30 protein-coding genes are annotated in these 26653 nt (G+C 40.9%); 12 read left to right on the forward strand and 18 right to left on the reverse strand.

The annotated features are described in order from the left end of the window. Window positions 1-66: 66 nt before the first annotated feature. Window positions 67-1413, forward strand: a complete 1347-nt coding sequence (phoR, locus tag N523_RS0101675) for a phosphate regulon sensor histidine kinase PhoR (RefSeq protein ID WP_016900478.1) — start codon at window positions 67-69, stop codon at window positions 1411-1413. Window positions 1414-1492: 79 nt separating this feature from the next. Continuing rightward, on the forward strand, window positions 1493-2461 hold the full coding sequence (locus N523_RS0101680; RefSeq protein ID WP_013465745.1) for a PstS family phosphate ABC transporter substrate-binding protein: 969 nt from the start codon (window positions 1493-1495) through the stop codon (window positions 2459-2461). Between the two features lie 68 nt (window positions 2462-2529). Here N523_RS0101680 and N523_RS0101685 read toward each other — a convergent pair whose 3' ends face one another. From N523_RS0101685 to sfsA, 8 genes are all read right to left on the reverse strand, one after another. After that, the gene (locus N523_RS0101685; RefSeq protein WP_013465744.1) at window positions 2530-2769 is read right to left on the reverse strand and encodes a hypothetical protein; all 240 of its coding nucleotides are present in this window, start codon (window positions 2767-2769) and stop codon (window positions 2530-2532) included. A gap of 30 nt (window positions 2770-2799) precedes the next feature. Beyond that, window positions 2800-3648: a pantoate--beta-alanine ligase gene (gene panC, locus N523_RS0101690; protein WP_016900475.1), complete on the reverse strand. Its 849-nt coding sequence runs from the start codon at window positions 3646-3648 to the stop codon at window positions 2800-2802. Further along, the gene (panB, locus tag N523_RS0101695; RefSeq protein WP_016900473.1) at window positions 3648-4442 is read right to left on the reverse strand and encodes a 3-methyl-2-oxobutanoate hydroxymethyltransferase; all 795 of its coding nucleotides are present in this window, start codon (window positions 4440-4442) and stop codon (window positions 3648-3650) included. Before panB ends, panC begins: the two co-directional genes overlap by 1 nt. 30 nt (window positions 4443-4472) lie before the next feature. Continuing rightward, window positions 4473-4958, reverse strand: coding sequence for a 2-amino-4-hydroxy-6-hydroxymethyldihydropteridine diphosphokinase (gene folK, locus N523_RS0101700; RefSeq protein ID WP_028835714.1), 486 nt, complete (start codon window positions 4956-4958; stop codon window positions 4473-4475). 3 nt (window positions 4959-4961) lie between these two features. Then, window positions 4962-6260 carry a polynucleotide adenylyltransferase PcnB gene (gene pcnB, locus N523_RS0101705; protein WP_028835715.1) on the reverse strand — a complete coding sequence of 433 codons (1299 nt, stop codon included), beginning with the start codon at window positions 6258-6260 and terminating at the stop codon, window positions 4962-4964. A 305-nt stretch (window positions 6261-6565) separates the two neighbouring features. Further along, window positions 6566-7462 (reverse strand): tRNA glutamyl-Q(34) synthetase GluQRS, encoded by an 897-nt coding sequence (gene gluQRS, locus N523_RS0101710; protein ID WP_028835716.1) that lies wholly within the window; start codon window positions 7460-7462, stop codon window positions 6566-6568. Between the two features lie 13 nt (window positions 7463-7475). Beyond that, window positions 7476-7919, reverse strand: a complete 444-nt coding sequence (gene dksA, locus N523_RS0101715) for an RNA polymerase-binding protein DksA (RefSeq protein WP_013465738.1) — start codon at window positions 7917-7919, stop codon at window positions 7476-7478. A 401-nt stretch (window positions 7920-8320) separates the two neighbouring features. After that, complete coding sequence (gene sfsA / locus N523_RS0101720) at window positions 8321-9049, reverse strand: DNA/RNA nuclease SfsA (protein ID WP_028835717.1); 729 nt, start codon at window positions 9047-9049, stop codon at window positions 8321-8323. Between the two features lie 269 nt (window positions 9050-9318). On the opposite strand from sfsA, the gene pepB reads away from it, so the two are divergent. Together pepB and N523_RS0101730 are read left to right on the forward strand one after the other, a co-directional pair. Continuing rightward, a complete protein-coding gene (gene pepB, locus N523_RS0101725; RefSeq protein WP_028835718.1) occupies window positions 9319-10617 on the forward strand; it encodes an aminopeptidase PepB in 1299 nt (432 codons plus the stop codon). Between the two features lie 175 nt (window positions 10618-10792). After that, window positions 10793-11359 carry a phosphoribosyltransferase gene (locus tag N523_RS0101730; protein WP_008111161.1) on the forward strand — a complete coding sequence of 189 codons (567 nt, stop codon included), beginning with the start codon at window positions 10793-10795 and terminating at the stop codon, window positions 11357-11359. Between the two features lie 49 nt (window positions 11360-11408). Here N523_RS0101730 and N523_RS0101735 read toward each other — a convergent pair whose 3' ends face one another. Then, entirely contained in the window at window positions 11409-12065 is a 657-nt protein-coding gene (locus N523_RS0101735) for a Crp/Fnr family transcriptional regulator (protein ID WP_013465733.1), read from the reverse strand. 278 nt (window positions 12066-12343) lie between these two features. Here N523_RS0101735 and N523_RS0101740 point away from each other — a divergent pair, with 278 nt between their 5' ends. Then, on the forward strand, window positions 12344-12580 hold the full coding sequence (locus N523_RS0101740; RefSeq protein ID WP_024602364.1) for a YgjV family protein: 237 nt from the start codon (window positions 12344-12346) through the stop codon (window positions 12578-12580). A gap of 27 nt (window positions 12581-12607) precedes the next feature. Here N523_RS0101740 and N523_RS0101745 read toward each other — a convergent pair whose 3' ends face one another. The 5 genes from N523_RS0101745 to N523_RS0101765 all read right to left on the reverse strand — a co-directional run bounded on the left by N523_RS0101745 (window position 12608) and on the right by N523_RS0101765 (window position 15616). After that, entirely contained in the window at window positions 12608-14296 is a 1689-nt protein-coding gene (locus N523_RS0101745) for an amidohydrolase (protein ID WP_028835719.1), read from the reverse strand. A gap of 208 nt (window positions 14297-14504) precedes the next feature. Further along, window positions 14505-14741 carry a calcium-binding protein gene (locus tag N523_RS0101750; protein WP_028835720.1) on the reverse strand — a complete coding sequence of 79 codons (237 nt, stop codon included), beginning with the start codon at window positions 14739-14741 and terminating at the stop codon, window positions 14505-14507. Window positions 14742-14749: 8 nt separating this feature from the next. Further along, a complete protein-coding gene (locus tag N523_RS0101755; RefSeq protein ID WP_016900452.1) occupies window positions 14750-14986 on the reverse strand; it encodes an EF-hand domain-containing protein in 237 nt (78 codons plus the stop codon). Between the two features lie 156 nt (window positions 14987-15142). Continuing rightward, window positions 15143-15370 carry a hypothetical protein gene (locus tag N523_RS0101760; RefSeq protein WP_024602367.1) on the reverse strand — a complete coding sequence of 76 codons (228 nt, stop codon included), beginning with the start codon at window positions 15368-15370 and terminating at the stop codon, window positions 15143-15145. Between the two features lie 12 nt (window positions 15371-15382). Beyond that, window positions 15383-15616 carry a cag pathogenicity island protein Cag25 gene (locus N523_RS0101765; RefSeq protein WP_028835721.1) on the reverse strand — a complete coding sequence of 78 codons (234 nt, stop codon included), beginning with the start codon at window positions 15614-15616 and terminating at the stop codon, window positions 15383-15385. 296 nt (window positions 15617-15912) lie between these two features. On the opposite strand from N523_RS0101765, the gene N523_RS0101770 reads away from it, so the two are divergent. From N523_RS0101770 to N523_RS0101790, 5 genes are read left to right on the forward strand one after another with little or no spacing between them, the layout of a single operon-like run. Further along, entirely contained in the window at window positions 15913-17367 is a 1455-nt protein-coding gene (locus tag N523_RS0101770; RefSeq protein ID WP_028835722.1) for a HAMP domain-containing sensor histidine kinase, read from the forward strand. A 1-nt stretch (window position 17368) separates the two neighbouring features. Then, entirely contained in the window at window positions 17369-17902 is a 534-nt protein-coding gene (locus N523_RS0101775; RefSeq protein WP_028835723.1) for a hypothetical protein, read from the forward strand. 2 nt (window positions 17903-17904) lie between these two features. Further along, entirely contained in the window at window positions 17905-19254 is a 1350-nt protein-coding gene (locus N523_RS0101780; protein ID WP_013465725.1) for a sigma 54-interacting transcriptional regulator, read from the forward strand. A gap of 24 nt (window positions 19255-19278) precedes the next feature. Further along, a complete protein-coding gene (locus tag N523_RS0101785) occupies window positions 19279-19779 on the forward strand; it encodes a DUF1543 domain-containing protein (protein WP_028835724.1) in 501 nt (166 codons plus the stop codon). Window positions 19780-19805: 26 nt separating this feature from the next. Then, the gene (locus tag N523_RS0101790; RefSeq protein ID WP_028835725.1) at window positions 19806-20957 is read left to right on the forward strand and encodes a murein transglycosylase domain-containing protein; all 1152 of its coding nucleotides are present in this window, start codon (window positions 19806-19808) and stop codon (window positions 20955-20957) included. 5 nt (window positions 20958-20962) lie between these two features. Here N523_RS0101790 and N523_RS0101795 read toward each other — a convergent pair whose 3' ends face one another. After that, a complete protein-coding gene (locus N523_RS0101795; protein WP_024602373.1) occupies window positions 20963-21181 on the reverse strand; it encodes a hypothetical protein in 219 nt (72 codons plus the stop codon). A 143-nt stretch (window positions 21182-21324) separates the two neighbouring features. On the opposite strand from N523_RS0101795, the gene N523_RS0101805 reads away from it, so the two are divergent. Next, window positions 21325-22566 (forward strand): multifunctional CCA addition/repair protein, encoded by a 1242-nt coding sequence (locus N523_RS0101805; protein WP_028835726.1) that lies wholly within the window; start codon window positions 21325-21327, stop codon window positions 22564-22566. Between the two features lie 18 nt (window positions 22567-22584). Here N523_RS0101805 and N523_RS19505 read toward each other — a convergent pair whose 3' ends face one another. From N523_RS19505 to pdsR, 3 genes are all read right to left on the reverse strand, one after another. After that, on the reverse strand, window positions 22585-22740 hold the full coding sequence (locus N523_RS19505; protein WP_010387666.1) for a hypothetical protein: 156 nt from the start codon (window positions 22738-22740) through the stop codon (window positions 22585-22587). A gap of 132 nt (window positions 22741-22872) precedes the next feature. Further along, window positions 22873-25008 (reverse strand): proteobacterial dedicated sortase system histidine kinase, encoded by a 2136-nt coding sequence (pdsS, locus tag N523_RS0101815; protein WP_028835727.1) that lies wholly within the window; start codon window positions 25006-25008, stop codon window positions 22873-22875. Beyond that, on the reverse strand, window positions 25002-25697 hold the full coding sequence (gene pdsR, locus N523_RS0101820) for a proteobacterial dedicated sortase system response regulator (protein ID WP_028835728.1): 696 nt from the start codon (window positions 25695-25697) through the stop codon (window positions 25002-25004). Before pdsR ends, pdsS begins: the two co-directional genes overlap by 7 nt. A 229-nt stretch (window positions 25698-25926) precedes the next feature. On the opposite strand from pdsR, the gene pdsO reads away from it, so the two are divergent. Beyond that, window positions 25927-26652: a sortase-associated OmpA-like protein PdsO gene (gene pdsO / locus N523_RS0101830; RefSeq protein WP_016900447.1), complete on the forward strand. Its 726-nt coding sequence runs from the start codon at window positions 25927-25929 to the stop codon at window positions 26650-26652. Window position 26653: the final 1 nt, after the last annotated feature.

Here is a 26653-nt window from a genome sequence, read left to right on the forward strand (position 1 = left end):
AAGTAGCAATCTATTAACCTAGCTCAGTCAACTTGTCTGCTAGCGTTTATAAGGTAAAGAGCGTGTATGTATCGAGTTATTAACAAGCAGGCGCTAACAAAGCGGCTGTTTGTCTATTTTATACCTTTACTTTTAATTGGGGTGCTTATTGGTGCCCCATTTTTGATGTTGTTTTTGGGCGCTTTTTCGCTACTTATGTGGCATTACCATCAACTTTATCGTTTAAGTGATTGGCTGCATAATCAGCGCAGCTTTAACCCACCTGAAGGTGAGGGGTCGTGGGAGCAAGTATTTGAAGGCATCTATCAGCTGCAACATCGTAATCGTAAAAAGCGTAACGAGCTGGCAGAGCTGATACGCCGTTTTCGTGACGGTGCTGAGGCGGTGCCCGATGCCGTTGTTGTATTGCAAAACGATTTATCAATTGTGTGGTGTAATCAACTTGCACTCAAAGTGTTAGGGTTACAATGGCCGGTTGATCATGGTCAGCGTTTAGATAACCTCATTCGCGATCCTAAATTTGCTAAATATATGCGCCGTAAAGAGTTTAGTGATGCACTGGAGCTTGAAAGTGGCCACAGTGTAGAGCAAGTACTTGAGTTTAGGGTGATGCCTTATGCTAACACTCAGTTATTGGTGGTAGTACGCGATGTCACCCGTTTAAAGCAGCTTGAGCAGATGCGTAAAGACTTTGTTGCTAATGTGTCTCATGAGCTCAGAACCCCTTTAACGGTTGTTACCGGCTACCTTGAAATGCTCGACAGTGATTCGCTTCCTCCGCCTGCAATGTGGAATAAGGCACAAACTACCATGCTAGAACAATGTAAACGCATGGATAGTTTAGTGAACCAGTTACTTTCGTTATCACGTATTGAAGGCGCAAAACGCCACAGTAATGATAAGGCAGTAAAGGTACCGCAATTGCTAAAACTGATTGAAACTGAAGCACAGTCTATAAATCAAGATAAAGGCCATCAACTTATTTTTAATATTGATGCGTCACTTGATATTACCGGTGCTGAGGATGAGCTCAGAAGTGCGTTTTCAAACTTAGTATTTAATGCCATTCATTATACTAAGCCAGGTGGTAAAATTGAGGTGTGTTGGCAGCGCAACAATGAACAGGCATGTTTTAGTGTTACCGATAATGGTGATGGTATTGCACCAGAGCATATAAATCGCTTAACTGAGCGTTTTTATCGGGTCGATAAAGCCAGAAGCCGCACCACAGGTGGCTCAGGATTAGGCTTAGCAATTACTAAACATGTACTTACTCGCCATGGTAGCCAATTAAAAATTAACAGTGAACTGGGTAAAGGCTCCTGTTTTTCTTTTGCGTTTTCAAGCGATAGGCTGATCTCTATTTCGCCATTAGTGACGAGTAATACTGCTAGTCATAAAAGTGTCATTTAAGAGTCACACCATTGTCATGTACTCACTTTAGAGTGAACCGCAGTTAGGAAATGGGACGAACAAACTGGAGAACCCCAAAATGAAATTTAAAAACTTAGTTGCCGCAATGGGTGTGGCTGTTACAACATTTGTATCTGCGCAAGCAGTAGCATTAGAAGACGGTATGCCTGAGTATCAAAAAATTAGCGGTGTATCAGGTAACTTTTCATCGGTAGGGTCTGATACGTTAGCCAACATGATGACCTTTTGGGCTGAAGAATATAAGCGTATTTACCCAAATGTAAATATTCAAATCCAAGCAGCAGGTTCGTCTACTGCGCCACCAGCATTAACAGAAGGTACGGCAAATTTAGGTCCAATGAGCCGTGCTATGAAGTCGAAAGAAATTGAAGCATTTGAAAAGCGCTATGGCTATAAGCCAACACAAGTACGTGTAGCAATTGATGCATTGGCGGTATTTGTTCATAAAGATAACCCAATTGAAGGGCTGCGTATTGACCAAATCGATGCTATTTTCTCATCAACACGTAAATGTGGCGCACCAGAGCAAGTAAACCGCTGGAGTGATGTTGGTCTAGAAGGTGATTGGGCTGCAAAAGACGTGCAATTATATGGACGTAACTCAGTATCAGGGACTTACGGTTACTTTAAAAAGAAAGCCTTATGTAAAGGCGATTTTCGTAATAACGTGAACGAGCAACCGGGTTCAGCTTCTGTTGTACAGTCAATTTCAGCATCACTAAATGCCATTGGTTATTCTGGCATTGGTTATAAAACATCGGGTGTGCGTACTGTTCCGTTATCTAAAAAAGGTACTAACTTTGTTGATGCCACGCTTGAAAACGTAGCTCAAGGTAAATACCCACTTTCACGTTTCTTATATGTTTATGTAAATAAACACCCAAATAAGCCACTTGGCCCAGTTGAAGCTGAGTTTTTAAAGATGGTACTTTCGCAAGAAGGTCAAAAAATTGTAGAAAAAGATGGTTATGTGCCACTTTCTGCAAAGCTAGTTGAAGTTGAGTTGAAAAAGTTAGGCTTAAAATAAACCGCTAATAATTAAAAAACCGCTCAAATGAGCGGTTTTTTTTGGTTTACAATTTATGCCGATTGATATTAGTCAGCTTTACTTAAGTTTTCAGCTTGTACTTTGCATTGATTATACGCTTCGATGCATTTAGATGAGCAAACCTGTGACTTAAGGCTGTCGGTGGTTGTTTGTTGTTCACAGCTGGTTTCGCATTGATAACTTTGCTGAGCGCATTGGTTAAGTGCTGGATTACCTGCTTGGCTTTGGCACCCTGCCAATGCTGCAAAAGAAAAAGCCACTAGAGTGGTTTTAATAAAAGTTTTCATACTTATCCTTAAAGTGAGGCTACACCAGTATTAAACTTCAACCTGTATATTGTCGATTAATCTAACACTTCCTAAAAAGGCGGCAGCTAAAATAACAAATCGTGTATCTTCGAGTGTAGCAGCTTTTAATGTATCTCGTTGAGCTATCGAAAAATAATCTGGTTTTAGCCCTGCGCTTTCTAAAGTCGCTTTAGCATCAGCTTCAAGAGTAGCAAACGCTTTATTTCCGCTTTTTAGTTGCTGCGCACAGTGATTTAAAGTGTTGAATAAAATCGTAGCGGTTTGCTTTTCATCACTTGATAAATACCCATTGCGTGAGCTCATGGCAAGGCCGCTAACTTCACGCATCGTTGGCACACCAATAATTTCTACTGGTATCGACAAATCACGGGCCATTGTTTTAACAACTTGCAGCTGCTGAAAGTCTTTTTCACCAAAGCAGGCGTAATCAGGTTGGACTAAGTTAAATAGTTTAGTGACAACTGTTGCTACACCTTTAAAATGACCAGGACGTGAGCCGCCGCAATAGCCCATCGAAATACCTGGTACATCAACAAAACTTTGCACCCCTAAGCCATTTGGGTAAATAGCCTCTACACTGGGGATAAACAAAATATCCGTTTCAAGATCGGCTAAACCTTGTTTATCGGCATCTAAGGTACGCGGATAATTGTCTAGATCTTCGTTAGCACCAAATTGCATGGGGTTAACAAAAATACTAACAACGACTTTGTCGGCCAGTGTTTTTGCTTTTTCTACCAACGAAAAGTGACCGCGGTGCAGGTTACCCATAGTAGGTACTAGTGCAACACTTAAACCCGCTTGGCGCCAAGCTCTTATTTGACTGCGTAATGATTTAATTTCAGTGATTGACTGCATTATTTAAACTCGTGTTCAGCGCTTGGAAAAACGCCGCTTTTAACATCGTTACAATACTTTTTAACAGCGGCAGGCATGTTGCCTGTTTCGAGTAAAAAGTTTTTTGAAAATTTAGGAATGTAGCCTGCAGAAATACCGACTAAATCGTGCATAACCAAAATTTGGCCATCGGTTACATTGCCCGCACCAATCCCTATAGTCGGAATGCTTAATGAGTCAGTAATACGTTTTGCTAAGGCACTTGGAATACACTCAAGCACGAGTAGTTGAGCACCCGCTGCCTCTAATGCTTTTGCATCGGCAATAATTTTTTGTGCTTGTGCTTCTTCACGGCCTTGAATTTTAAAACCACCAAATACGTGCACAGATTGCGGCGTAAGCCCTAAATGCCCACACACCGGAATACCTTGCTGAGTAAGTGATTTAATGCTGTCATGCAACCATTCGCCACCTTCAAGCTTGATCATATTAGCACCTGCGCGCATCAACTCTGCGGCATTTTTACACGCATCATTTGGATTTGCATAGGTCATAAACGGTAGGTCGGCAATAACAAATAGGTCACGGCTTCCAGCGCGAACACAGCGAGTATGGTACGCAATTTCTTGGTTTGTCACAGCGAGTGTGTCATCGCCACCTTGTAATACCATTCCCAAAGAATCACCGACTAAAACAACTTCAACGCCATTCTCATGAAATAACTTAGCAAAACTGGCATCATAAGCTGTTAACGCAGTGATTTTATTACTTTCAGCCTTCATTTTATTCAAAGTTGAAACGGTTATTTTAGACATAATATTCTCGCAGACATAAGCCTTAGTTAATTACAGCGGTAATTGTTGTAAGTCGTTAAGCGGTAGGTTATTTGCTATCTGTTTGATAGATGCGCCGCTTGGTAAAATAAGTTCGGGTGCAATTTCTTGCAGCGGGTAAACAACAAACTCTCTCTCGTTTAATCCGTAATGAGGCACCGTTAAACGTTTAGTATTTATAACCTGCTCACCAAATAATAAAATATCAATATCCAGTGTGCGTGCGCCCCAACGCTCAGCCTTTCTGACTCGACCATGCTCCAGCTCTATGGCTTGCGTTAAATCAAGTAACTGCTCTGGCTGTAGGAAGGTATTGATACAGGCAACCGCGTTCACATAATCGGGTTGATCTTGTGGCCCCATAGGCTTGCTCGCATAATAATGTGAGCAAGCGATAAACTCGCTGTTAGGCAAGTTTTTAAGTGCAACAACAGCATCATCAAGTTGTTTTTTAGGTGTATTAAGGTTGGCACCTAAGCCTAAATAGACACGTTGCATTATTTACTCAGCTGGTTTTTTAGTGGTGCGCCGACGAGGACGCTTTCGTGGTTTTGGTCCACCTTGATGACCTAGCTCTCGCACCATTTCTTTTTGGCCATTAATATCTTGACTCAAGTACTGTGTCCACCACTGTGCAAGCTCTGTATGCTCAGTTTCACCGGCATCAACACGCAGTAGTAAAAAGTCATAAGCGGCTTTAAAACGAGGCTGCTGTGTTAAGCGATAGGCACGTTGGCCTGCACGTTTGTCTAAACGTTGTTGAATATGCCAAATATCACGGGCGCCTAACGTAAAGCGTTTTGGCACTGCAATATGCTGAGCGTTCTCACTAAGTACTTTATTAATTGCTTGGGCAAAGGCATCGTATTCAGAGAGTTGTTCTTGACGTCGAATTTTTTCAGTACGTTCAACCAATGGAAACCACAGCAACGCTGCAAATACAAACGCAGGGGTGACTTTTTTCTCTGCATTAATGCGGATGTCAGTGTTTGCAAACATTTGCTTGATGAAGATTTCTTCAAGCCCGCCTGGGTTTTTATCCAAAATGCGGTCAAGTTCTGGGAACAACGATTTAAATAACCCGTATTTGCGCAGCATTAAAAAGTTTTGTTGTGCTTTGCCGTTTAAAAACAGCTTGAGTATTTCTTCAAACAAACGTGCTGGTGGAATGTTATCAAGCAAGCTAGCTAGAGCGGTTATTGGCTTTTCGCTTGCAGGTGCTATTTGCATATCTAACTTGGTGGCAAAGCGCACTGCACGAAGCATACGCACGGGGTCTTCACGATAGCGTGTTTCAGGGTCGCCAATTAACTCAATTTGTTTTGCCTTTATGGCCGCTAAACCATTGGCGTAATCATAAATACAAAAATCATTGATTGAGTAATATAAGGCATTGATTGAAAAATCACGACGCTCGGCATCTTCTTCAATGCTGCCAAATACGTTGTCGCGAAGTAGCTGCCCATGTTCACTTGACTGGCTAATTTGATTTTTATCTTCTTGTGCTTCGTGATGGCCGCGCATGGTGGCCACTTCAATAATCTCACGGCCAAAAACAATGTGCGCCAAACGAAAGCGGCGGCCAATTAAACGGCAGTTACGAAACAGTTTTTTAACTTGCTCAGGGGTTGCATTGGTTACAACATCAAAATCTTTGGGTTGTTGACCTAACAATACATCGCGAATGCAACCACCAACTAAGTAGGCATCATAGCCACCATCTTTTAGGCGATAGAGTACTTTGATTGCATTTGGGCTAAATTGTTTGCGAGAAATACCATGCTCACCTCGAGGGATCACCAACGGTTCACTGCTGATTGCGACATCTTCGGCACTGGCATTCGGGCCGATAATTTGTCGACAAAATTGAAAAAGCTTGGAAATAATAGTCTGTCTCCTAGAGAAGCGGTTGATTGACTCGCCATTGCAATCAAAATGACAACAAGTACCTTCTCATAGAGCTGTACTTACTGTTTTATGTAATTAGCATATATTTAGGCGGCTATCATATACCAGCAAGGTGGAAAAATTAAGTTGCAGTGCTGAAATTAAGCCATTTTTAACGATTTTATTTGAATTTGTTATACCCAATCCGCGAAAGAGCGTTAAATCTGTATTTCACGCGTAGTGGGAACGCGGCTTAAGTTAAAATGTGCCACGCCCCAAGCAAGTAATTGCTCTGTGGTTAAATCCATAAGTTGGTCGTGGGTTGGCAAACCTAAAAAGTTAAATACCGCTATCAAAGTTGGTTTGGGATTTTGTTTGCAAATAGCGGGGGCGTAATTTTGTTTAGAGAGTTTAAATCCAGGTTTTGCTACCGCTAAAGGTAAATGAGCAAATTCTGGAATAGGGTTATTAAGTTGCTTAAACAGACTTATTTGACGGGCGGTAGGTTCAAGTAGATCAGCGCCTCGTACAATTCGATTGATCCCTTGCTCAATGTCATCAATAACCACCACCAGTTGATAGGCAAATAAACCGTCGCTACGTTTTATAATGTAATCTTCATGGGCCAGAGCAGGGTCAACGTCAATACGCCCCTGAATAAGGTCGTTATAAGTCACGGTTGCATGGCATTGAGTTAAGCGAAGGGCATGACCCTGTTCACTGAGTTGGCTATGTTTACATTGCCCTTGATAAATTCCACCTAGCGCTTTTATTTGCTTACGAGAGCATTGGCAGGCATAAATAAGGTGTTGTTTTGACAGTGAGTTTACTGCATCTTGATAAATAGTAAGACGCTGTGTTTGATACACAACGTTTTCATCCCAATTAAGGCAGTAGGCGTCTAAGGTATTTAGGATATCGGTGGCTGCGCCTTTAACAACGCGAGTGGTGTCTATATCTTCAACGCGTACTAACCATTTCCCTTGGTTAACTTTTGCATCTAGGTAGCTACCTACAGCCGCCACAAGTGAGCCAAAATGTAACGGCCCCGAAGGAGACGGTGCAAATCGGCCGCGATAGTCAGATACTTGCGCGGTAACGGCTGTAGAAGACATGACTATAACTTAATTAGCCGCGTCCAGCTTGCTTTTCTTTAATTTCGGCAAGTGTTTTACAGTCTACGCATAAATCGGCAGTAGGACGTGCTTCTAAACGACGAATGCCAATTTCAATGCCACAAGACTCACAAAAACCAAACTCGTCTTCTTTAATTAAGTTGATTGTTTTTTCAATTTTCTTAATTAATTTGCGTTCGCGGTCACGAGTACGAAGCTCTAATGAGAACTCTTCTTCTTGTGCTGCGCGGTCAACGGGATCAGGAAAGTTAGCTGCTTCGTCTTGCATGTGTGACTTAGTACGATCAACTTCGTTCCGTAAATCATTACGCCAAGTTTCTAAAATTGTTTTAAAATGAGCACGTTGTGCTTCATTCATGTACTCTTCACCCGGTTTTTCTTGGTATGGTTCTAAACCGGCTTGAGCCAATAAACCATGTCTTTTTTGGTCTGGCATAACTCTCTCCTAAATCCTTAATTTAATGCCTCAGCATTAGCCGGCGGTATAAATAACAGAAACTCATACCCTAGGCAAATTTATTTTTAAATAATCGAATTAGCTTCAACCCTGTTTACCCATATAAAAGTAGCAAAAGCAGTGTTTATACTTTTTTATTACAGTATCGGTTTATAAACTGGCGTTGTTATGTGGGCAAAAATAATAAAAACAACTTATCTTTTACTTTTCGGTTAAGTATTTTTTAGGCGTAATACAATACCAGCGTTTAAAAGCACGCTGTTCAGAAAAGCCCAGCAAAGTGCATATTTAACAAATTGCACTCTTATTTTAGTAATATTAATTGCGCTTTAAGAGCTTATTAGTGAATTGAGCAAATTAATCAGATTTTATTCATACGCTTAATTTGGCGATTCAACAAAGTTTATTTTTTCAATTAAAGTAACTTCACTCGCTGAAATGTGTGCTTTATAAGCTAATACGTCTACGCCTTGCTCAATGGCCTCGCTAAGCAATTGTGCATAGGTTGGGTCAATATGCGCTGCTGCACTGACTTGTGTGATGCCTTGGTGCAGCACTGCAAATAGTAATACCGCTCGATGCCCTTGTTTTACCATGTCGATTAATTCACGAATATGCTTTTGCCCACGAACAGTTTGGGCGTCAGGGAAGTAGCCTTGACCACTTTGTGGACGATCTTCGCTCAGCAGCGTGACTGATTTAACTTCAACATAGCAATTGGCTTTGCTGCTGTGGGTAAGTAAAAAGTCGATGCGGCTGTTTTCACTGCCATACTTCACTTCACTTTGTATGTGTTGATAGCCTGTAAGCTCATCAATAACCCCATTATTAAGTGCTTCTTCGACCACTTTATTGGCGATAGCGGTATTTACACAAATAAGCTGTGATACATTATTTTGCGTCAGCTCTAATGACTGCGGGTACTTTCGCTTGGTATTACTGCTGGTGGAATAAAAGGCAGTAAAACCGGCATCGGCACAGCCCGTCATCTTACCCGTATTAGCACAGTGAGCGGTAAAAGTAGTGCCATCACTGAGCTCTAAATCAGCTAAAAAGCGTTTGTAACGCTTTAATAAAGTGGCAGATTGTAATGGCGGGGTGTACTTCATTTATGACTTCCTTATGTAACCTGAGCGCTGGATAATAAGTTTATTTCAAGTAGTTGTTTTAGCGCTAACTGCGTTGAGTTCATTTTTTCTAGAGATAATAAACTTAAATATTTTTATAGCTCAATATGTTAGCAAACTTAATAACCTGAGTTTAGGGTAAGTGAAATCGAGGTTTACAGGCCGGTTGAGGTTATTCACCTCAAGCAGTTGGGAACTTAAGCGCTCTATAGTAAACTCAACCGCACATTTAAGTGCAAGGATATTCTAACATGAGTGAAAAATTTGTTGTTCAATTAAGCGAGCAGTTGGCACCAGGGCATTGGGGCGAAAGTGCGTCATTATCTTTTAACGAACACGGCGCAACGGTTCATTTATCTGAGCAAGAAACATTAAAAAATGTGCAAAAAGCGGGTCGTACAATTGCAAATCAAGGCATTAAAAATGTTGTTCTTGAAGGTGATGTATGGTGCACAGAGAGCCAATGGGCTTTTTACCAAGGCTTTGTATCACCAAAAGTACTAAACGGTGTTGAGTTTGTTGATAACGCACAATCTGATCTTAAAGAACTCGCTGATTTAAAAGCATCGGCAACGTGGGCGCGCGAAATGATCAATGGCACCGCCGATGACATTTACCCAGAAAGCTTAGCTGAAAAAGCCGCTGAATTTATTCAATCACTTGCACCAGAGCATGTTAGCTATCAAATCATAAAAGGCGATGCGCTATTAGAACAGCAGTGGATTGGTATTCATGCCGTTGGTCGTGGTAGTGAGCGTCCGCCAGTATTACTTGAGCTTGATTACAACCCAACTGGCGATGAGAACGCACCGGTAAGCGCAGCACTTGTTGGTAAAGGTATTACGTTTGACTCAGGTGGTTACTCAATTAAACCAAGCGAAGGTATGTTGGGTATGAAGTGCGACATGGGTGGTGCAGCAACGGTAACCGCAGGTTTGGCACTGGCAATTAGCCGTGGCGTAGAAAAGCGTATTAAGTTGTTTTTATGTTGTGCAGAGAACTTAATTTCGGGTAATGCATACAAACTAGGTGACATTCTTACTTACAAAAATGGCACAACCGTTGAAATTGTAAATACCGATGCTGAAGGGCGTTTAGTATTGGCTGATGGCTTAATGGCCGCAGGCGAGACAGGCGCTCCACTTATTATTGATGCGGCAACCCTTACTGGTGCCGCCCTTGTTGCTGTTGGTCAAGAGTACAACGCATTGTTTGCCCTTGATAAAGAGCTAGTGCGTGAAGTGGAAGACTTTGCGTCACAAGAAATGGAAGCCGCATGGCCATTACCACTTGAAAAATGGCATCAACAAAACTGCCCATCGCCGTATGCGGATACAGCAAATAGCCGCGCCCAAAAAGGCGGTGGTTTCGGTGGCGCATCTAACGCCGCTGGTTTCTTATCTCGCTTTGTGCCAAACGATGGCAAAGGCTGGGTACACATCGATTTAGCTGCTGCATTTAATATGGGTGGTAGCACAAGTCAATGGGCTTCAGGTGCAACTACACAAGGTATGCGCACCGTAGCACGTACCCTACTTGAAAAGGCATAATCTACTGAGATTACGCATTAGTTAAAAAATAGGTACCTTAGGGTGCCTATTTTTTTATCCGCCAAACAAGCAATTTTGTTTTATTTACGGTAAAATCCTTCGCCATTACGTGTTTGGGCATCTATTTTTATTTAAACCTCGCTCAAATATTATACATACCACTGGGATCCTTACTATGTCAGAAAAGTGCTATATCACGGCTCAACAATTACTTGAAGATTCATTCCGCGTAGCGGCACAAGTGTATAAAGATGGCTTTCGTCCAGATTTTATTATTGGTATATGGCGCGGTGGTGCTCCAATTGGGATTGCGGTTCAGGAATATTATGATTACAAAGGCATAGAAACGGATCACATTGCGGTTCGTACCTCGTCTTATTACGGTATTGGTAAGCAATCAAAAGAAATCAAAGTACATGGTTTACACTACATAGTTGAAAACGCAAATGCAGGTGACTCTTTACTGATTGTTGACGATGTTTTTGACTCAGGTCGTAGTATTGTAGCGTTAAAAGAGAAGCTCTCTGAGCTAATGCGTTTAAACTTACCACGTGATATTCGTATTGCTTGTCCATACTACAAGCCAAAAAATTCAAAAGTTGATACAGTGCCTGATTACTACATTCATGAATCTGAAGAGTGGTTAGTATTTCCGCATGAATTATCAGGTTTAACGCCGGATGAAATTATTGAAGGTAAATCTGATTTAGCTAAAATCCACGATATTTTACTTGAAAAGTAAATGTGATTTTGCTCAATAAAAAAGGCCTAAATGGCCTTTTTTATTGTCTTTAAAGCTGTGCAAAGCTATCTACATAGTCACTTAATTTAGGAATATCGACAGCTTGTAGTCCTTGTGTGCTTCTTTGCACTAAGTTTTTCTCTACTAACTCACTCACTACACGCCTGTATGCACGCTCAGTGGTTGCAAAGCGCTCAGCTTCTGCATTTACCGTAGGGTAAGCACGTAACAAGGTGGGATTGTTATTCTCTGCACGTAATAAGCAGTCTTTGGCAATATTGTAGCTCAACGGCAGTAACAGCTTATCTAAATTAATTTTTTGATTTTCTTGAAACTTAGCCGCAATCGTTTGCGCCGTATATAAGCTTAGCTCGGGTTTATCGAGCAATAATGCGCGCCAATGTTTTAATTCAATCAAGTTATACGTGACATCACTAAAGCAGGTTACCGTGTAAATGCAGGGGTTATTATTAAGTGCTTCAATTTCGCCAATTAGGGTATTGTTACAGTCTAGTTGGCCAAGAAGCAGGCGCCTGCCATTACCTACATCGTAACTAAACGATACAGTTCCACTTCGCACTAACACCAACTTAGTTAACGGTTGGTCTTGCTGTATTAATATTTCTTTTTTTGATTGCTGAAAACTACTGCCGGCAAACGTCAGCAGTTGATCAACAAGGTAACTGGAAAAATGGTATTGAAACATCAATCATGCTCTTCGGACAATTGTCCTATTTATTACACCTTAATGACGATAGCATTAAGATTAAGAATTTATGCTAACTTGCCCACGCCGTTAATATAATTAATAGCGTTAAATGACCTTCATTCTTCCGTGTAATGATTAAAAATTGTGGTATTAACCAGTATATTTTAAGGTTTTATTGGTAAGTTAGCTTTTTTATTTTAACTACTGCGTAGCGTAGCTTAATAATGTACTAAAATTTAACGCGTAATACTAACCTAAAGCCTAGGAGAGAACAATTGAGTTGGGAATATTTAGGTTATTTAGCATCCGTCTTATTAGTCATATCATTAACCATGACTGATGTAACCAAACTACGTTGGTTTAATTTATTGGGCTGTATTGCGTTTACTTTTTACGGTGCGGCTATAGGCTCAGTGCCGGTGGCTTTTACCAACGGCTTGTTGGCTTTGGTTAATATTTATCACATTATTAAGCTATATCGTCAGTCAAAAGTTGATACAAAAAAGGGTTAACGCAAGTTAACCCTTTTTTGTTTTTAATTACTCCGCTTTTGTGGCATCTTTTTCGTAGCGTAACGTACCCGCAATCCACGTTTGCAGCACCTGAGTTTTGTATAGCTGCTCAATGGGGACTTTAAAGTAGTCTTGATCAACCAGTATAAAGTCAGCCCATTTACCTTGCTCTAAACTCCCTAGCTTAAACTCTTGATGCGCTGCATACGCGCCGCCAAGGGTAAACGCACGCAATGCATCTTCTCTGCTTAACACTTCACTGGCGCGCCAACCGTTTTCAGGCAATTGATTATGATCCATACGTGTAATTGCAGAATATAAGCCATCAAACGGGTTCGCTAGCTCGACAGGGTAATCAGAACCCGCTGCAATAGTCGACCCCTGCTCTAAGAATGTTTGCCAAGCGTATGCGCCTTGGAGTTGTTTATCGGTTAAACGCTGCTCTGCCATATGCATGTCAGATGTAGCATGCACAGGTTGCATTGATGGAATTATTTTCAGGGTTTTAAAGCGCGGTATATCCTCTGGCGAAACTATTTGTGCATGCTCCATGCGATTACGCAGTAGTATACCACCGGTTTGCTTAAATACATTTTGATAGGCATCGAGCACAATTTTATTTGCTCTATCGCCAATGGCGTGGGTATTTGCACTAAACCCGCTTTTAAAAGTGAGTGTAAATAATTGTTCTAGCTTTTGTTGGGTTTCAAGCATTAGGCCAAAGTGGTTTGCTCTGTCTGCGTATTCTTCAATAAGCGCGGCACCGCGTGACCCTAAGGCTCCATCAGCATAAATTTTTACACTGCGAATAGATAAAAAATCTTGAGCATCTTGATACCGACCCGCTTTAAGCATCATGTTTAAATCTGGGCTTGCTGCACTTAACATCGCTACAATTCTAAGCGGTAATGTACCTAACTCAGCGCGCTGTTTATAAACTTGCCACGTGGTTTTATCAATACCTGCATCGTGGGTTGAGGTAATGCCTAAGCTTAATAAATGTTTACCTGCGGCATCTAATGCATTGCTAACCGATTGCGCAGATGTTGCAGGCATATGTTGAGTAACCAAGGTTTCTGCTTTATCTATAAAAATACCGGTTGGTTTGCCAAACTCATCTTTTATAATTTCTCCACCTACTGGGGCTGGTGTGTCAGCATTAATATTGGCAAGTTCTAGTGCTTTTGAATTAACCCAAATAGCATGGCTATCTACTCGCGATAAAATAACAGGGCGGTCGCTGACGACTTTGTCTAAATCAGCAGCGGTAGGGAAACGCGTGTCGGACCATAGCTCTTGGTTCCAGCCCCGACCAATAATCCAACCTTCTTTGCCTTTGGCAAATTCGTTGAGCTTAGCGGTTATTTCATCTACCGATTTTGCGCCGCGCACATCCAGCTGTGACAAGTTTGCACCCAGGCCAATTACGTGTCCGTGGGCATCAATTAGCCCTGGTAATAAGGTTTTTCCATTGGCGTCAATTAGGGTTGCGCCCGGGAAGCTATTTTTTAAGCTGTCAGGACCTGTTTTTACAACTTTGCCATCTTTTATGACTAAGGTTGTAAATGTATTTACTTCGCCGTGGCGCATTTTTCCTTTGTATAAAGGGGTGTAGCCATTGGCATTATATATTACTTTCGTTTGTGCAATTGCCACACTAGATAAGGCGCAGAGGCTTGCTAGTAATACCGGTTTAATTAATTTATTGAGTCGCATAAGAGGTATGTTGTTATTATTTGTACTATCACAGTAGCAAACTCAAATTTAGAATACCAATAGCATAATTTATTAATAGTCGAATAAGCCCAGCTTTTAGCTAGAGCAAGCAAATTCAGGGTAGGATAGGCTGCGTGTTAACAGGAAAGAATTTGTTTAATCTTCTCAAATAAAGCCTAATTAACTAGGCTTTATTTGAGGGAGCTATTTATTTACTGGCGTACAAACTATATTCGCTTAATGACAATTGTGCGTCTTTGTCACGGTCGTAGCTGCCAAAGCGTGACCATAAAGCAGGATCACTGGCAGTTTCCGAACGAGTTAAAAAACCATCTTGATTACGGTCAAGTTTTTCAAATTCTGAGGCAATATAGCTATTTGTCGCAAAGCTCATGCAGCTAACAATAGTAAGCGTTAGTAAAATAATATGGCGGATAGGTTTCATCTAAATACTCAGTACAAATTGGTGGTTAAATAGTTTTTAAACTCAGTTAAAGAAATTCTGTTGTCTTGATTTTCATCCCAATTTGAAAATGAGTTTAATAGCTGAGGCTGAGCAGCAAGCTCGCTATGGGTTAAATACCCGTCGTTGTTGGTGTCTAGATGTTCAAAGCGTTGCTTTACATCAAGTGCACATGCACTATGGCTAACAAATAGTAAAGCACCAATAAGGAGAAGCTGTATTTTCATGGTTGGCGTTCCAAGGCATATTTTAATTGCTGGCAGTAATGAAATAAAGCACTTGCCATAATTTAAATCCCAACATTAAATCCGTTTACACACTCCCTCAGGGATTATGGCAAGTGCTTTTAACTCTATACTAATAGATTAAACTTGAATCTAAACTTAAGGTTTAAAGTTTTGGAATTCTTTTTTAGAAATCATCTCGTTATTATCTTTGTCTAAATCGGCAAACTGCTTAAGTAATTGTTTATCTTGCTTTGCCTCAACAAGCGATATTTGGTCATCCATATTTTTATCTAAATGCATAAAACGTACATTTAATGGCGATGCCAGTGCGGTGGCACTAATAGCTAAAAATAGGAGCGAAAAAGCACCAATTAGTTGTTTCATGAATGTACTCCTTTATTTTATAAACAGCTTAAATTCGTTTAGAGATATGAGCCCGTTTTCATCGGTGTCTATCTGTGCAAAGTTCTCATGTAATAAAGCATCTTCACCTGCTTCAGCTTCACTCAATGCGCCATTACTGTCTTTGTCTAAACGATTAAATTCAGCATCTACATCAAGGGCGAACAAATGAGTACTGGTTAGGCACAAACCGATAAGTGCAGCGTTCTGTAAATTGTTTTTGAACATTCCTTGGCTCTTTTTAGATTAATATTAATGTTCTCGTAACAAAAATGATGCCAATATTTATTTTTATTAATAATCAGTGAGTTATGTTTTTTTGTGATGGTTGGTGCGTAATTTTTACAAGTAACTGTGTGTTTTATGCAACAATTTTGCAGTTATAAGCGTTTAAAATTTTTTAAATCAATTGCTTAACTTGTCGCTATTTAGAGACAGCAGGGGTTTTTATCCTTGATGGTTCAGCGAGTGTATAAGTTGAGCGCTTAATAATAGAACGTTTAAAAATAGCAAAGGACTTTTGTATGCCCGCAGTCATGGCTGAAAAATATAAAGCATTGATAAATTGGCGCCCCAATTTAATTGGCCAATTTGTAATGAGCATGCTGTTGTCGCTGTTGCCCTTATCTATAGTGGTTATTGTGTTTTTAAATGTATTAAATAAGCAATTAGCGGTCACTCAGCAAATTGTGAGTAATAATTACCAAGTAACTAAGTCGTTTAATCTGCTTAAGCAAGAGCTTAATAGTTTAGAAAGGGCAACAAGACAAAACTGGGTATTAAAGAGCGACTCACTCGATAAGCTAATCGTAGATAAATGGCAATCATCATTGCAAAACATCAATGAGCTAAAACAGCTTTCAAATAACCAAGCAAATACACACCAATGGCAACGGCTAACGGATACTTTGCAAACGGCGCATACTCAACTTGTGGTTGAAGCGCGTCAACAAGCTGAGTTATTTGTGCCAATCAGCGAAATATTAGCGGAGCTAACATTGTGGTTACGTGAGGAAAATGAAGCCAAAATCACTCAAAACCAAATTAAGCTCACAAATTTACAAGCTTCCTTTATAAACTGGTTGATTGCACTTACGCCTTTAACGCTGCTTGTTGGCGGCGGTTTTTTGTGGCGCATAAGCGGGCGCTTAAAAAGCTTAACCTCAGTGATTGATAAATTAGGCCAAGGAGATTGGCAGCAAAAAATATCGGTGCAGGGATCAGCTGAACTCATAGAGTTAGGTAACAAGTTGCAGTGGGTGCAAGCGCAGCTGCATATGTTAGAACAACAAAAAGATACATTTTTACGCCACGTTACTCACGAATTAAAAACCCCTTTGGCTTCTATGGTTGAGGGCACTGAATTACTAGCCGATGAAATCGTTGGCCCCATCAATAACGAGCAAAAAGCGGTACTTGGGCTGATCAGTCAATCGATGGTGAGGCTACGTACTATGATAGACAGTTTATTGAGTTATAACGCCATTCGCACCAGTAAAGACAACGTCAGTGAAGTGGAATTTAATCAGCTAATAAAAAAGGTAAATAACCACTTTGAGCACCGCTTAAATGCGCGAGAACAATCGCTTATTTGGCACAATAGTTTACCTAATATTTCTCTTAGTTTGCCACGGGAGTTAATTGAAATGATTTTAATTCAGTTAATTTCCAATGGCTTAAAGTTTTCTCAGCCAAACCAAGTCGTTACTATTAGCTTAAGTCTAGAAAATAACGGCCTAAATATGCAAGTAGCAGATGAGGGTTGTGGCATTAAAGAGCATGAAAGAGATCATGTTTTTGGGGCGTTTTATCAAGGTAAACATACCAAAGAGATTAGCTTACAAGGCAGTGGTTTAGGCCTTACTATAGTCAAAGAGTCAGTTGAACAGTTACATGGGCAACTAAAAATTGAGCATAATGAGCCGCAAGGCTGTCGATTTAACATTGTCATCCCCTATAAAAATAAAGGAGTTAAATAATATGTCTGCGCGTTTAATGGCTATTGTATGGCTAACCAGCAGTCTTGTTTTTTTATCTGGGTGTGAAATAACAAACACTCAAACACAGGGGGAATCAGCATTAAATGTACCCTCTCAGCCAGGTAGCAAAACGAATCAGCCAAATCCCAAACCTCGGCCAAAATCAGAGCCAATATATCCCTCTGCAGCGCAAGTTATTGCTTGGCATGCCAATCAGTGCGGTGGTTTTAAATTAGCGCCTAGCAATGAAACCTACTTAGGGGAGCAAGCACTGAAAGCGTTTTTTAGTACAGCATGTTTAAAGCTTAGTAGTGACCCCAATACTGTGATGAGTCAATTACTTAAGCTGGATCAGGCGTACTATTGGCCCGATGATATAAAGCACTATTTATGGCTGCAAAAACAGCACGTATTAATGCAAATAGATGCAAAAAAACAACAGCAAGCATTGAACGCCAAAATGCAAAAAACCTTGTCGTCATTAGCCGCAATTGAACAGCAACTTTTACTACGTGAAGAAACCAAGGAGCAGTAACTATGTCAGTCACACTTCCATCAAGTGCTAAAGTTTTACTCGTTGATGATGATGCCAGCTTGCTGCAATTACTGGCGATTCGAATTCAATCAAAGGGTTATGAAGTAACGACCTGTGATAGTGGTATGAACGCATTACAACTACTTAAAAACCAAGTGTTTGATGCGGTGATCACCGATTTAAGAATGGATGAAATGGACGGCATGGCGCTGCACCGACAATTGCAAAACCGCTACCCTGCGTTGCCTGTTATTATGATGACGGCTCATGGATCTATCCCTGATGCGGTAGAGGCCACCAAGCAAGGTATTTTTGCCTTTATCACAAAACCCGTTGATAAAGATGAGCTGTTTGACAGCCTAGCTAAAGCCATTGAGATACATGGGGTTAATAATGATGAAGTCGCCCCGCAAAGTAATATTGTCACCCGCAGTGGCGCTATGCTGCATTTGTTGGAGCAAGTGAAACTATTAGGGCCTACACAAGTTAACGTGCTTATTTCTGGTGCCAGCGGTACCGGTAAAGAGCTGCTTGCGCAGGCGATTCATCAGCATAGCCATGTTAGTGATGGTCCATTTGTGGCAATAAACTGTGGGGCAGTGCCTGGTGAGCTATTAGAATCAGAGCTATTTGGTCACAAAAAAGGGGCATTTACAGGAGCTGTAAAAGATCACCAAGGCTTATTTCAGCAAGCGCAAGGCGGTACCTTATTTTTAGATGAGATTGGTGATATGCCGCTTAATTTACAAGTTAAGTTGTTGCGTGTGCTGCAAGAAAAAACCATTCGCCCAGTGGGCTTTCAAGAAGAAATTCCTATTAATGTGCGAATTGTTTCTGCAACCCACAAAAACCTGCCTGAAGCGATTAGTAATCAACAGTTTAGAGAAGATTTATACTACCGGTTAAACGTCGTAAACTTAAAGCTGCCCCCGCTGTGTGAACGCCGTGAAGATATTAGCTTATTAGCCAACTTTTTTAGTGCCAACATCGCAAAGCGTATGGAGCAAAAAGAAAAGCGCTTTGCAAACGATGCCATGCATGCCCTAGTAAGGTATGATTGGCCAGGGAATATACGTCAATTACAAAATGTAGTGGAGCAAGTGGTTGCGTTGACTCCTAGTGAGGTTATATCTGAACATTTAGTGCTTAGTGCCCTAAACAGTAATGAAAGCAACGTTGAGCCATTATCACTTAATGAAGCTAAAAAAGAGTTTGAACGAGACTATGTAATTAATACCCTGAAAATGGCAGGAGGCAATGTGGCAGAAGGCGCCAAGCTTGCCAAGCGTAATCGTTCTGATTTTTATAAGTTGATTAAAAAGCATGAGATTGACGTAGATAGTTTAATTTAATTTGGTTTTTAAAAGGAAGTTAGCATGCAGTTATTCATGGTGTATTTAGGTGGACGCATTCAAGGTTGTCACATAGAAATGCACGACGTACGTTTTGTGGTAGGCCAAAATATTGAGCAAACCTATACCAAACTAAAAAGCCAATGGGTGGGTGATAAAAACAGTGTACACATGGATAGCTACATGGCGGTTAATCACATTGATGGTTATAAAATCGAGGTGGTTGATAGTTATGTAGAGCAAAATAAGCAACTTTATTTTGTTAACTTAGGTGCTTACAGAAGCGACTCAATGGCAGAGCAACACGACTTTGCTTTGTATGTTGCCAGTAGTAGTGAAGAAGCGAAACAACGCGCTAAAAATGACTTATTAGGAGGGCTGAGTCATCTTCATAAAGATGATTTATATGATGTTGATGACTGCTTTGCGATTGATTTACTCGATAGTCAGCTTAATATTAAGCTAACCCCAAGCGGCCAAGCACAACCAATTAAACCTGACTGGTTTGGTTATCATGTATTATAGTTGCTAAGCATTTGTTTGGATATTGTGTGAAAAAGTATGCGTTTATACTTTTGCTAGTTGGCTTAAGTGGCTGTAAATCACTGTCGGGTTTACCGCCCGTTGTTGATTTAAATAAACTGGTAAAGCAAGTAAAAAACGACCCTACCAATGTGGTTGCAATTCACAAGCAAGCACAAAAAACACAGCGCTCTATTAAAGCACAGGTTGGTAGCGTAAAACAGCTTTTAGCCGCATTAGAAAGCGTTGTTGGGCGCAAGTGGGGTAAGCAAAATACGCAACAGCCTAGTGCAAAAAAATACGTCAAATACAGTAATGATTACCAAGCTCGTGCCATTATTGATTTTGAGCAAGGCACTGTAAAAGTAGAAACCATCGCGTTAAAAAATACAATAAGCTTGTTACAGCAGGCCATTGTTATGACCCTACTGACCTCCAGCGACCCCGATAAAACCGATATTTTTACCAGCGAGGCCCCCATATTAGAAGGCGAACCGTTTTTATATCAACAAGTACTCGACCAAGATAAGTTACCAATAAAATACATTTGGCGAGCGAACCGGTTTGCGCGTTATTTAGTAAATAATAACTTAAAAAAGCAACGACAATATGGGCATCTTATTTCGTCGGTTAGCTTTGATTTAGTGGAGCAAAACACCCATTTAAGAAAGCAAAAGTACAGTGATTATGTGCTGGCGGCTGCAAAAAAATATCAAATATCGGCAGCGCTTATTTATGCCATTATTGAAACCGAAAGTAGCTTTAATCCACATGCGGTGAGCTCATCAAACGCATATGGATTAATGCAAGTGATCCCCGCAACTGCAGGGAGGGATGTGTATCAAAAAATTAAAAAAGTACCTGGGCAGCCAACCAAAGCGGTGTTGTTTAATCCAAAACATAATATTGATATTGGCAGCGCGTATTTAAGTATTTTAAAAAATAATTACTTACATAAAATTAATACCGATAAAAGTAAACACTTTGCAATGATCTCGTCTTATAACGGTGGGGCGGGTAATGTATTGCGTATATTTAATAAAAATAGAAGTGTGGCGTTTTCACAAATAAATCAGCTTACTTCAAGCCAGTTTTATAACATTCTCACCACTAAGCACTCACGTTCGGAATCAAGACGCTATTTATATAAAGTCACTAAAGCAGAAAAAAACTATCAGTAACTTATTTACTCATCACTTTCTTGTTGTTCACTTTTAGCGGCCATTTTAAAGGCCACTATCACTAAGCCAAACATAGCAAATGGAATCGCGGCTAATAGGTATTCGACCAAATGACTGTCTTGAAAATTAGCTTGCAGCAAAAAATGCCCCGCAACACACATAATAATAACGATCAAAAGGATGGGCAGTAACCTAAGTTCTTTTTTTGCTGAGTGTTTTTTCATTAGTTAAGATGAGTTGAGGTATAAAAAAATAATGCACTATTGTAATGAGCTTACTAAAGCTTGGCAAACAACACTGATTTTTAAATTGCGATTAGGTATGATTAACATCAAAGAAAACCTTAAAAGTAGTGGTTGGGGATAAAGTGCAACAAAGCTTAAAGCAAGTTTACCTAGTTGGCGGAGCAGTACGAGATAAACTGTTAAACATACAATCAAAAGATAACGATTACGTTGTTATTGGTGAAACGCCAGAGGTTATGGAAGCGCTTGGCTTTTTACCCATTGGCAGCGATTTTCCCGTTTACTTACACCCACACACTAAAGAAGAATATGCACTAGGGCGCACTGAGCGTAAAAGTGGTAAAGGTTATACCGGCTTTGTAGTGGATGCGAGCCCCAATGTTACGCTTGAAGAAGACTTAGCACGCCGAGATTTAAGCATAAACTCTATGGCGCTAGACGAAAACGGCACTGTTATTGACCCGTTTAATGGTCAAGATGATTTAAAAAATAAAATACTGCGCCACACCACACACGCATTTGTAGAAGACCCGGTTCGGGTATTACGTATTGCCCGTTTTTTAGCCCGTTATGGTAGTGATTGGTCTATTCATCCAAGTACTACTGCATTAATGCATGAGCTTAAAAATAAAGGCGAACTGGAACATTTAGTGCCAGAGCGAGTATGGCTTGAAACAGAAAAAGCGCTTGGTGAAAAACACCCAGAGCTTTATTTTCAAGCATTAGATGGCTTAGGTATTTTTCCTGAAATAGAACAGATGAAAAACACCCCACAGCCGGCAAATCATCATCCCGAGGGCGATGTGTTCGTCCATACTATGTTAGTCCTTAGGCGAGCAGCCGATTTAGGCTTTAACCTAGAAACCCGGTTTGCTGCTTTAACTCATGATTTTGGTAAAGCGCTCAGTTACAAAAAACAGGGGAATTTACGCGGCCATGAACGTGAAGGGGTTGCGGTGGTTGAGGCCTTTTGTGAACGGCTAAAAGTACCTAATCGCTTTCGCGATATCGGCGTGCTTACCAGTGATAACCATACGCTTTGCCACACGCTTGAACAATTAAGGCCGCAAACCATTCATAAATTAATCGTCACTAATTTAAATGCATTAGTGCACCCAGAGCGTTTTATTGCATTTACTCAAGCGTGCCAGTGTGATGCACAAGGGCGAGGCGAAACGCTGGTAGATAAGCCTTATCCACAAGCCGCTAAATTACGTGCAATTCACAATGAACTACAAAAAATGGATAAAAAACAAATTGTGCAACATGCACTTAAAAGCGGTAAAAAAGGCCCTGAAATAGGCGAAACGGTCAAGCAGGCAGAAATAGACTGTATTAAAGCGTTTTTACAGCTTAATGGCTAACTTGTAAGGTTTGTGTAGTTAAGCACTACGAGCTAAAGCCTCAGCTTGCATGGCTTGTTTATTACTTACCTTGTGTTTTTTAGTCGCGCCCTGTTGAGCATGGTTATTGGCTGCATTAGGACGATATAAATCGAGAATAAACTCTATTTCTTCGGGTTCTAGTAACTCTTTCATTTTGACTCCTCCTAGGTGAGTAGACTAAGACTGAGCGAATGAATTAAAAGTGAATCGTTACACTTGAGTGTGAATTAAATTGTAACTGCAAAGCTTTAAAATAAAGCGGTTTATAATTAAACCGCTTTTTGTTTAATTATTTAAAGGCAGGTTCACGGTAAACACCACTCCATTGCCTTGCTCATTATTGTGTGCTGTTACTGTGCCGTTATGGTAATCACACACCAGCCTGACAATATAAAGTCCTAAACCTAAATGCGGTTGTTGCTGCATTTGTTGGCTGCGCACCGATACCATAGAATCAAAAATATGTTCAGTAAGCCCCTCAGGGAGCAAAGAGCCGGTATTGCCTACGGTTAAAACAGCTTTGCTATCGTGTTTTACAAGGCTGACTTCAATCGCGGTGTTGGCTTCACTAAATTCCAAGGCATTATTTATTAGCTTATCGAGCAGTTGGGCTATAAATTCAGGGGCACCTTGCATTGGCAGTGTGCATTGGCAAATGTTGAGTGTAAATAACTGGTTAGGATAAGTAAGTTGGTAGCCCTGCATACAGCCACTAATTACTTTTTGTAAATCAAACGGCTCTGGCTCATTACTTTGAATGCTTTGCTCAAGTCGGGTTGCTTCACTCATAGTGGTAATTATTTTACCTAAACGCTCAACTCCTTCACTGGCACGCTCAAGGTATTTTTGACTCAGTTCACTTTGCTGCAAGCTTTGTAAGTTCTCAAGTGATGAACGGACAACCGCAACCGGCGTGCGCAGCTCGTGAGATAAGCGCGACGACATATTTTCTAAATAATCGGTATACCCTCCAAGGCGGCTCACTATATTTGAAAAGCTACGCGATAAATCGCCTATTTCGTCATTGGCATCGCTGTAATTTATATGGCCTGTTACCCGCCCTTGGGCATCAATGGCTTGCTCTGCTGTATCGCGTAGTCGCCTAATACGACTTGATATACGCGAAGCAAAAAAGAACAAAGTGACTGTGCCAATTAACATGACCGCTAAAATCACATTAAACAGTTTTTCCAGCGATTTATTACGCAGTGTGCGCACGCCATTGGTGGTTTCTTCGGCTATAACTGCGCCAATAATCTTATCCTCAATCCAAATAGGATACGCGGCCGATAAAATCACCGCTTTATTGTCGGGGGTGAGTCGCCACGACGATGCGGGTTGGCCTTTCAGTGCTTTGGCTAAATGAGTACCTTGCATTGAGGCGACATCGTGCAGGGTGTCTATAAACTCATCTTCGGGACGGGTTAAAATTTTATAGTACAAAGGATGCAAATAGGTTTGTTCAAAGCGTTGCCATGCGGTTTTTGGCGCTTGATTTTTTAGCCCATCAGCCCATACGCCATCGGCATTTTGAATACTGCCCGATTGCGCTAAAACACGGTGATGATTATCGACCACCCAAATGCGACTGCCGCTGTGGCCCATGCCTTTTAATATACGGTTTATCTCAGGGGAGGGCACCAGTACTGAGCCTAAATCATTTGGGTTATTTAAGTTGGATGTAGACATGATATTAGGTGTTTGGTTTGGTTGTTTACTATCAACATCGGCAATGGCAAACCCCAGTTTATTGCCAAGCATACTCAAAGGAAAGCGCAGCTCAAGGTTGTAACCTGTTTCAGTTTGTTTAAAAAAGCCCTGAATTTTAGTAAAAGGCATTTTACTGTAGGCATCAAATGCGTTGACCCAGCCATCTTGGCGCGGAGCAATAATATAAGTATTAAATTGTCCATCAGGATTTTTTAGGCCAATTTTTATGTAATCGTTATTTGTAATGCTGAGGCTGTTTTTAGCACGGTAAATTACAGTGTCATCTGTGACTTTAAATACAGCATATAAGTAATTATCAAACTTACCTACCATATGCTCAAATGATAAGTTGCTCAGTTGATGGTTATCATTGGCTGTTTGTAAGTAGCGTTTATCATAAAGCCAAAACAGCGATTGATAAGCGTCCCAGTCGTTGAGTTTGCCATCGAGTTGAATCGGGCTTTTTAAATTATAAGCATAGAGATCGCGACCTTTTACCACCTGATCTAAAAAGTTGGTTTGTTCGTCAAATAAAGCGGGGCGTTCATGCAGGGCCGTGGCCAGTGCGCGTGTAGTGCCTACCAACGTTTTTTCTTGGCCTTGGCGTAAAAACTTTTCCATTTCCCATACATATTCGTAGCCAAGCCATGGCAACAAAAACAAAAAGCACGAAAGTAGGATAAATTTACTGCGTAGGCCAAATCTCAGCATGTGGGTTGCTCCCACCTATAGCCCATGCCATACACGGTATCTATACAGTCAAACTGGCTATCGAGTGCTATAAACTTTTTACGAATACGTTTTACATGCGAGGTAATGGTGCTGTCATCTACATAAATTTTAGCATCACTCATTAAATCGTTACGGCTTTTAACGTGCCCTGGTCGCTGAGCGAGTGAATGCAGCATCCAAAATTCAGTCACGGTTAAATCAACTAATTGGTGTTGCCAAAGCACCTGCATACGTTGCGTGTCGAGTGTTAGTTGGCCGCGTGTTATCAGTGCGTTAGCATCGGCGGGTTGCTCTAATGCTTCCATACGGCGAAATAGCGCGCCAATACGCGCAGCTAAATGGGCTAAGCTAATGTCTTTGGTTAAGTAGTCGTCGGCGCCCATGCGCAGGCCACATACGGTGTCTATTTCGCTGTCGCGAGCGGTTAAAAAAATAATCGGTAAGGTTTTAGACAGTGAACGCAGTGTTTGGCACAGTAAAAAGCCGCCATCTATTTCATGGCCTAAACCAATATCAACAATGGCTAAATCGGGAAGCGCTTCTTTAAAGGCCGCTTCTGCTTGAGGGCGGTTTTCATAACCACTCACCTGATAGCCTTGAGCGCTCAGCATTTCTATGTAGTTTTCGCGGATTGCGGTTTCATCTTCAATGATGGCTATTTTCTTCATTTTTATTAATTACTCATATTGACTTAGGCGCACTATAGCGAAGTTTTTGCGCTAAGTACGGTTAAAAACACAATTGCCATTTTTTTGCCACAATTGCTCAGCAGTTTGCCATTTTTGATCCCCTTTGTTGCCACTTCATGCTGTTTTAATACAACTATTGAAATTATAGATACAACGCAAGTGCCAACCAATAGCTTGCCAACCCATTACCAATAGTAAGGAATAAATCATGAAGAAAACATTAATCGCACTCACACTCGTTAGTACTTTTTGCGCTCCTGCTTTTGCCGCGGATACTCCATCGAAAGAAGCAAAAAAGGAAACCATAGTCGGCCTAAGCACAGGTGCCATTATCGGTGGCGTTGTTGGTGGGCCTATTGGCGCGTTTGTAGGTGCATTTGCTGGTGGCTTAATTGGCGATGCCAAGGTGGCTGAGCAAACTATTGCCGAGCAGCAACAAGCTTTAACAGTTATGGCAGAGAAAACCAACGACTACCAACATGTTCTTAATCATAACAGCCACTTAGAAGCGCAACTTGAGCTACTGGCTCAGCAAAATGAGCAACTAACGCAATCACAGCTTAATAATTTATTGGCGATGACAGTGCAATTTAAAACAGGCTCTAGCGATATTGCTCCTCATTTTGCCAAGCAGCTTGATCAATTAGTTGCGTTATTAAAAAGCCAACCGCAACTCGCGCTTGATTTGAGTGGCTTTGCCGATCAGCGTGGTGAAGAGCAAGCAAACTTATTACTTTCAAAAGCCAGAGTAAACGCCGTACAAAGTTACTTAATTAAACAGGGGGTTAGCCATACACGTTTAAGCGCACAAGCATTTGGCGAGCAGCAAAGCATAGCAAACAGTAACACCCTTGAAGATAACTTTTTTGATAGACGCGTTACTCTCACTACCCGTGCGCTAAATCAGTCAAGTAATCAAACAGCAAGCAATTAAC

Source organism: Pseudoalteromonas sp. 23_GOM-1509m, assembly GCF_000518425.1.
GTDB classification, from domain to species: Bacteria; Pseudomonadota; Gammaproteobacteria; order Enterobacterales; family Alteromonadaceae; genus Pseudoalteromonas; species Pseudoalteromonas tetraodonis.

What these genes read in the sequence shown, in the direction of transcription:
- N523_RS0101680 (WP_013465745.1), top strand. Translation starts at nt 1,493, where the DNA reads ATGAAATTTAAAAACTTAGTTGCCGCAATGGGTGTGGCTGTTACAACA.
- dksA (WP_013465738.1), bottom strand. Translation starts at nt 7,919, where the DNA reads ATGCCAGACCAAAAAAGACATGGTTTATTGGCTCAAGCCGGTTTAGAA.
- N523_RS0101735 (WP_013465733.1), bottom strand. Translation starts at nt 12,065, where the DNA reads ATGTTTCAATACCATTTTTCCAGTTACCTTGTTGATCAACTGCTGACG.
- pdsO (WP_016900447.1), top strand. Translation starts at nt 25,927, where the DNA reads ATGAAGAAAACATTAATCGCACTCACACTCGTTAGTACTTTTTGCGCT.
- pdsS (WP_028835727.1), bottom strand. Translation starts at nt 25,008, where the DNA reads ATGCTGAGATTTGGCCTACGCAGTAAATTTATCCTACTTTCGTGCTTT.
- N523_RS0101760 (WP_024602367.1), bottom strand. Translation starts at nt 15,370, where the DNA reads ATGAAACAACTAATTGGTGCTTTTTCGCTCCTATTTTTAGCTATTAGT.
- N523_RS0101775 (WP_028835723.1), top strand. Translation starts at nt 17,369, where the DNA reads ATGTCTGCGCGTTTAATGGCTATTGTATGGCTAACCAGCAGTCTTGTT.
- N523_RS19505 (WP_010387666.1), bottom strand. Translation starts at nt 22,740, where the DNA reads ATGAAAGAGTTACTAGAACCCGAAGAAATAGAGTTTATTCTCGATTTA.
- sfsA (WP_028835717.1), bottom strand. Translation starts at nt 9,049, where the DNA reads ATGAAGTACACCCCGCCATTACAATCTGCCACTTTATTAAAGCGTTAC.
- N523_RS0101755 (WP_016900452.1), bottom strand. Translation starts at nt 14,986, where the DNA reads ATGAAAATACAGCTTCTCCTTATTGGTGCTTTACTATTTGTTAGCCAT.
- panC (WP_016900475.1), bottom strand. Translation starts at nt 3,648, where the DNA reads ATGCAGTCAATCACTGAAATTAAATCATTACGCAGTCAAATAAGAGCT.
- gluQRS (WP_028835716.1), bottom strand. Translation starts at nt 7,462, where the DNA reads ATGTCTTCTACAGCCGTTACCGCGCAAGTATCTGACTATCGCGGCCGA.
- pdsR (WP_028835728.1), bottom strand. Translation starts at nt 25,697, where the DNA reads ATGAAGAAAATAGCCATCATTGAAGATGAAACCGCAATCCGCGAAAAC.
- pepB (WP_028835718.1), top strand. Translation starts at nt 9,319, where the DNA reads ATGAGTGAAAAATTTGTTGTTCAATTAAGCGAGCAGTTGGCACCAGGG.
- N523_RS0101685 (WP_013465744.1), bottom strand. Translation starts at nt 2,769, where the DNA reads ATGAAAACTTTTATTAAAACCACTCTAGTGGCTTTTTCTTTTGCAGCA.
- folK (WP_028835714.1), bottom strand. Translation starts at nt 4,958, where the DNA reads ATGCAACGTGTCTATTTAGGCTTAGGTGCCAACCTTAATACACCTAAA.
- N523_RS0101745 (WP_028835719.1), bottom strand. Translation starts at nt 14,296, where the DNA reads ATGCGACTCAATAAATTAATTAAACCGGTATTACTAGCAAGCCTCTGC.
- N523_RS0101785 (WP_028835724.1), top strand. Translation starts at nt 19,279, where the DNA reads ATGCAGTTATTCATGGTGTATTTAGGTGGACGCATTCAAGGTTGTCAC.
- phoR (WP_016900478.1), top strand. Translation starts at nt 67, where the DNA reads ATGTATCGAGTTATTAACAAGCAGGCGCTAACAAAGCGGCTGTTTGTC.
- N523_RS0101750 (WP_028835720.1), bottom strand. Translation starts at nt 14,741, where the DNA reads ATGAAACCTATCCGCCATATTATTTTACTAACGCTTACTATTGTTAGC.
- N523_RS0101770 (WP_028835722.1), top strand. Translation starts at nt 15,913, where the DNA reads ATGCCCGCAGTCATGGCTGAAAAATATAAAGCATTGATAAATTGGCGC.
- N523_RS0101730 (WP_008111161.1), top strand. Translation starts at nt 10,793, where the DNA reads ATGTCAGAAAAGTGCTATATCACGGCTCAACAATTACTTGAAGATTCA.
- N523_RS0101780 (WP_013465725.1), top strand. Translation starts at nt 17,905, where the DNA reads ATGTCAGTCACACTTCCATCAAGTGCTAAAGTTTTACTCGTTGATGAT.
- panB (WP_016900473.1), bottom strand. Translation starts at nt 4,442, where the DNA reads ATGTCTAAAATAACCGTTTCAACTTTGAATAAAATGAAGGCTGAAAGT.
- N523_RS0101765 (WP_028835721.1), bottom strand. Translation starts at nt 15,616, where the DNA reads ATGTTCAAAAACAATTTACAGAACGCTGCACTTATCGGTTTGTGCCTA.
- N523_RS0101795 (WP_024602373.1), bottom strand. Translation starts at nt 21,181, where the DNA reads ATGAAAAAACACTCAGCAAAAAAAGAACTTAGGTTACTGCCCATCCTT.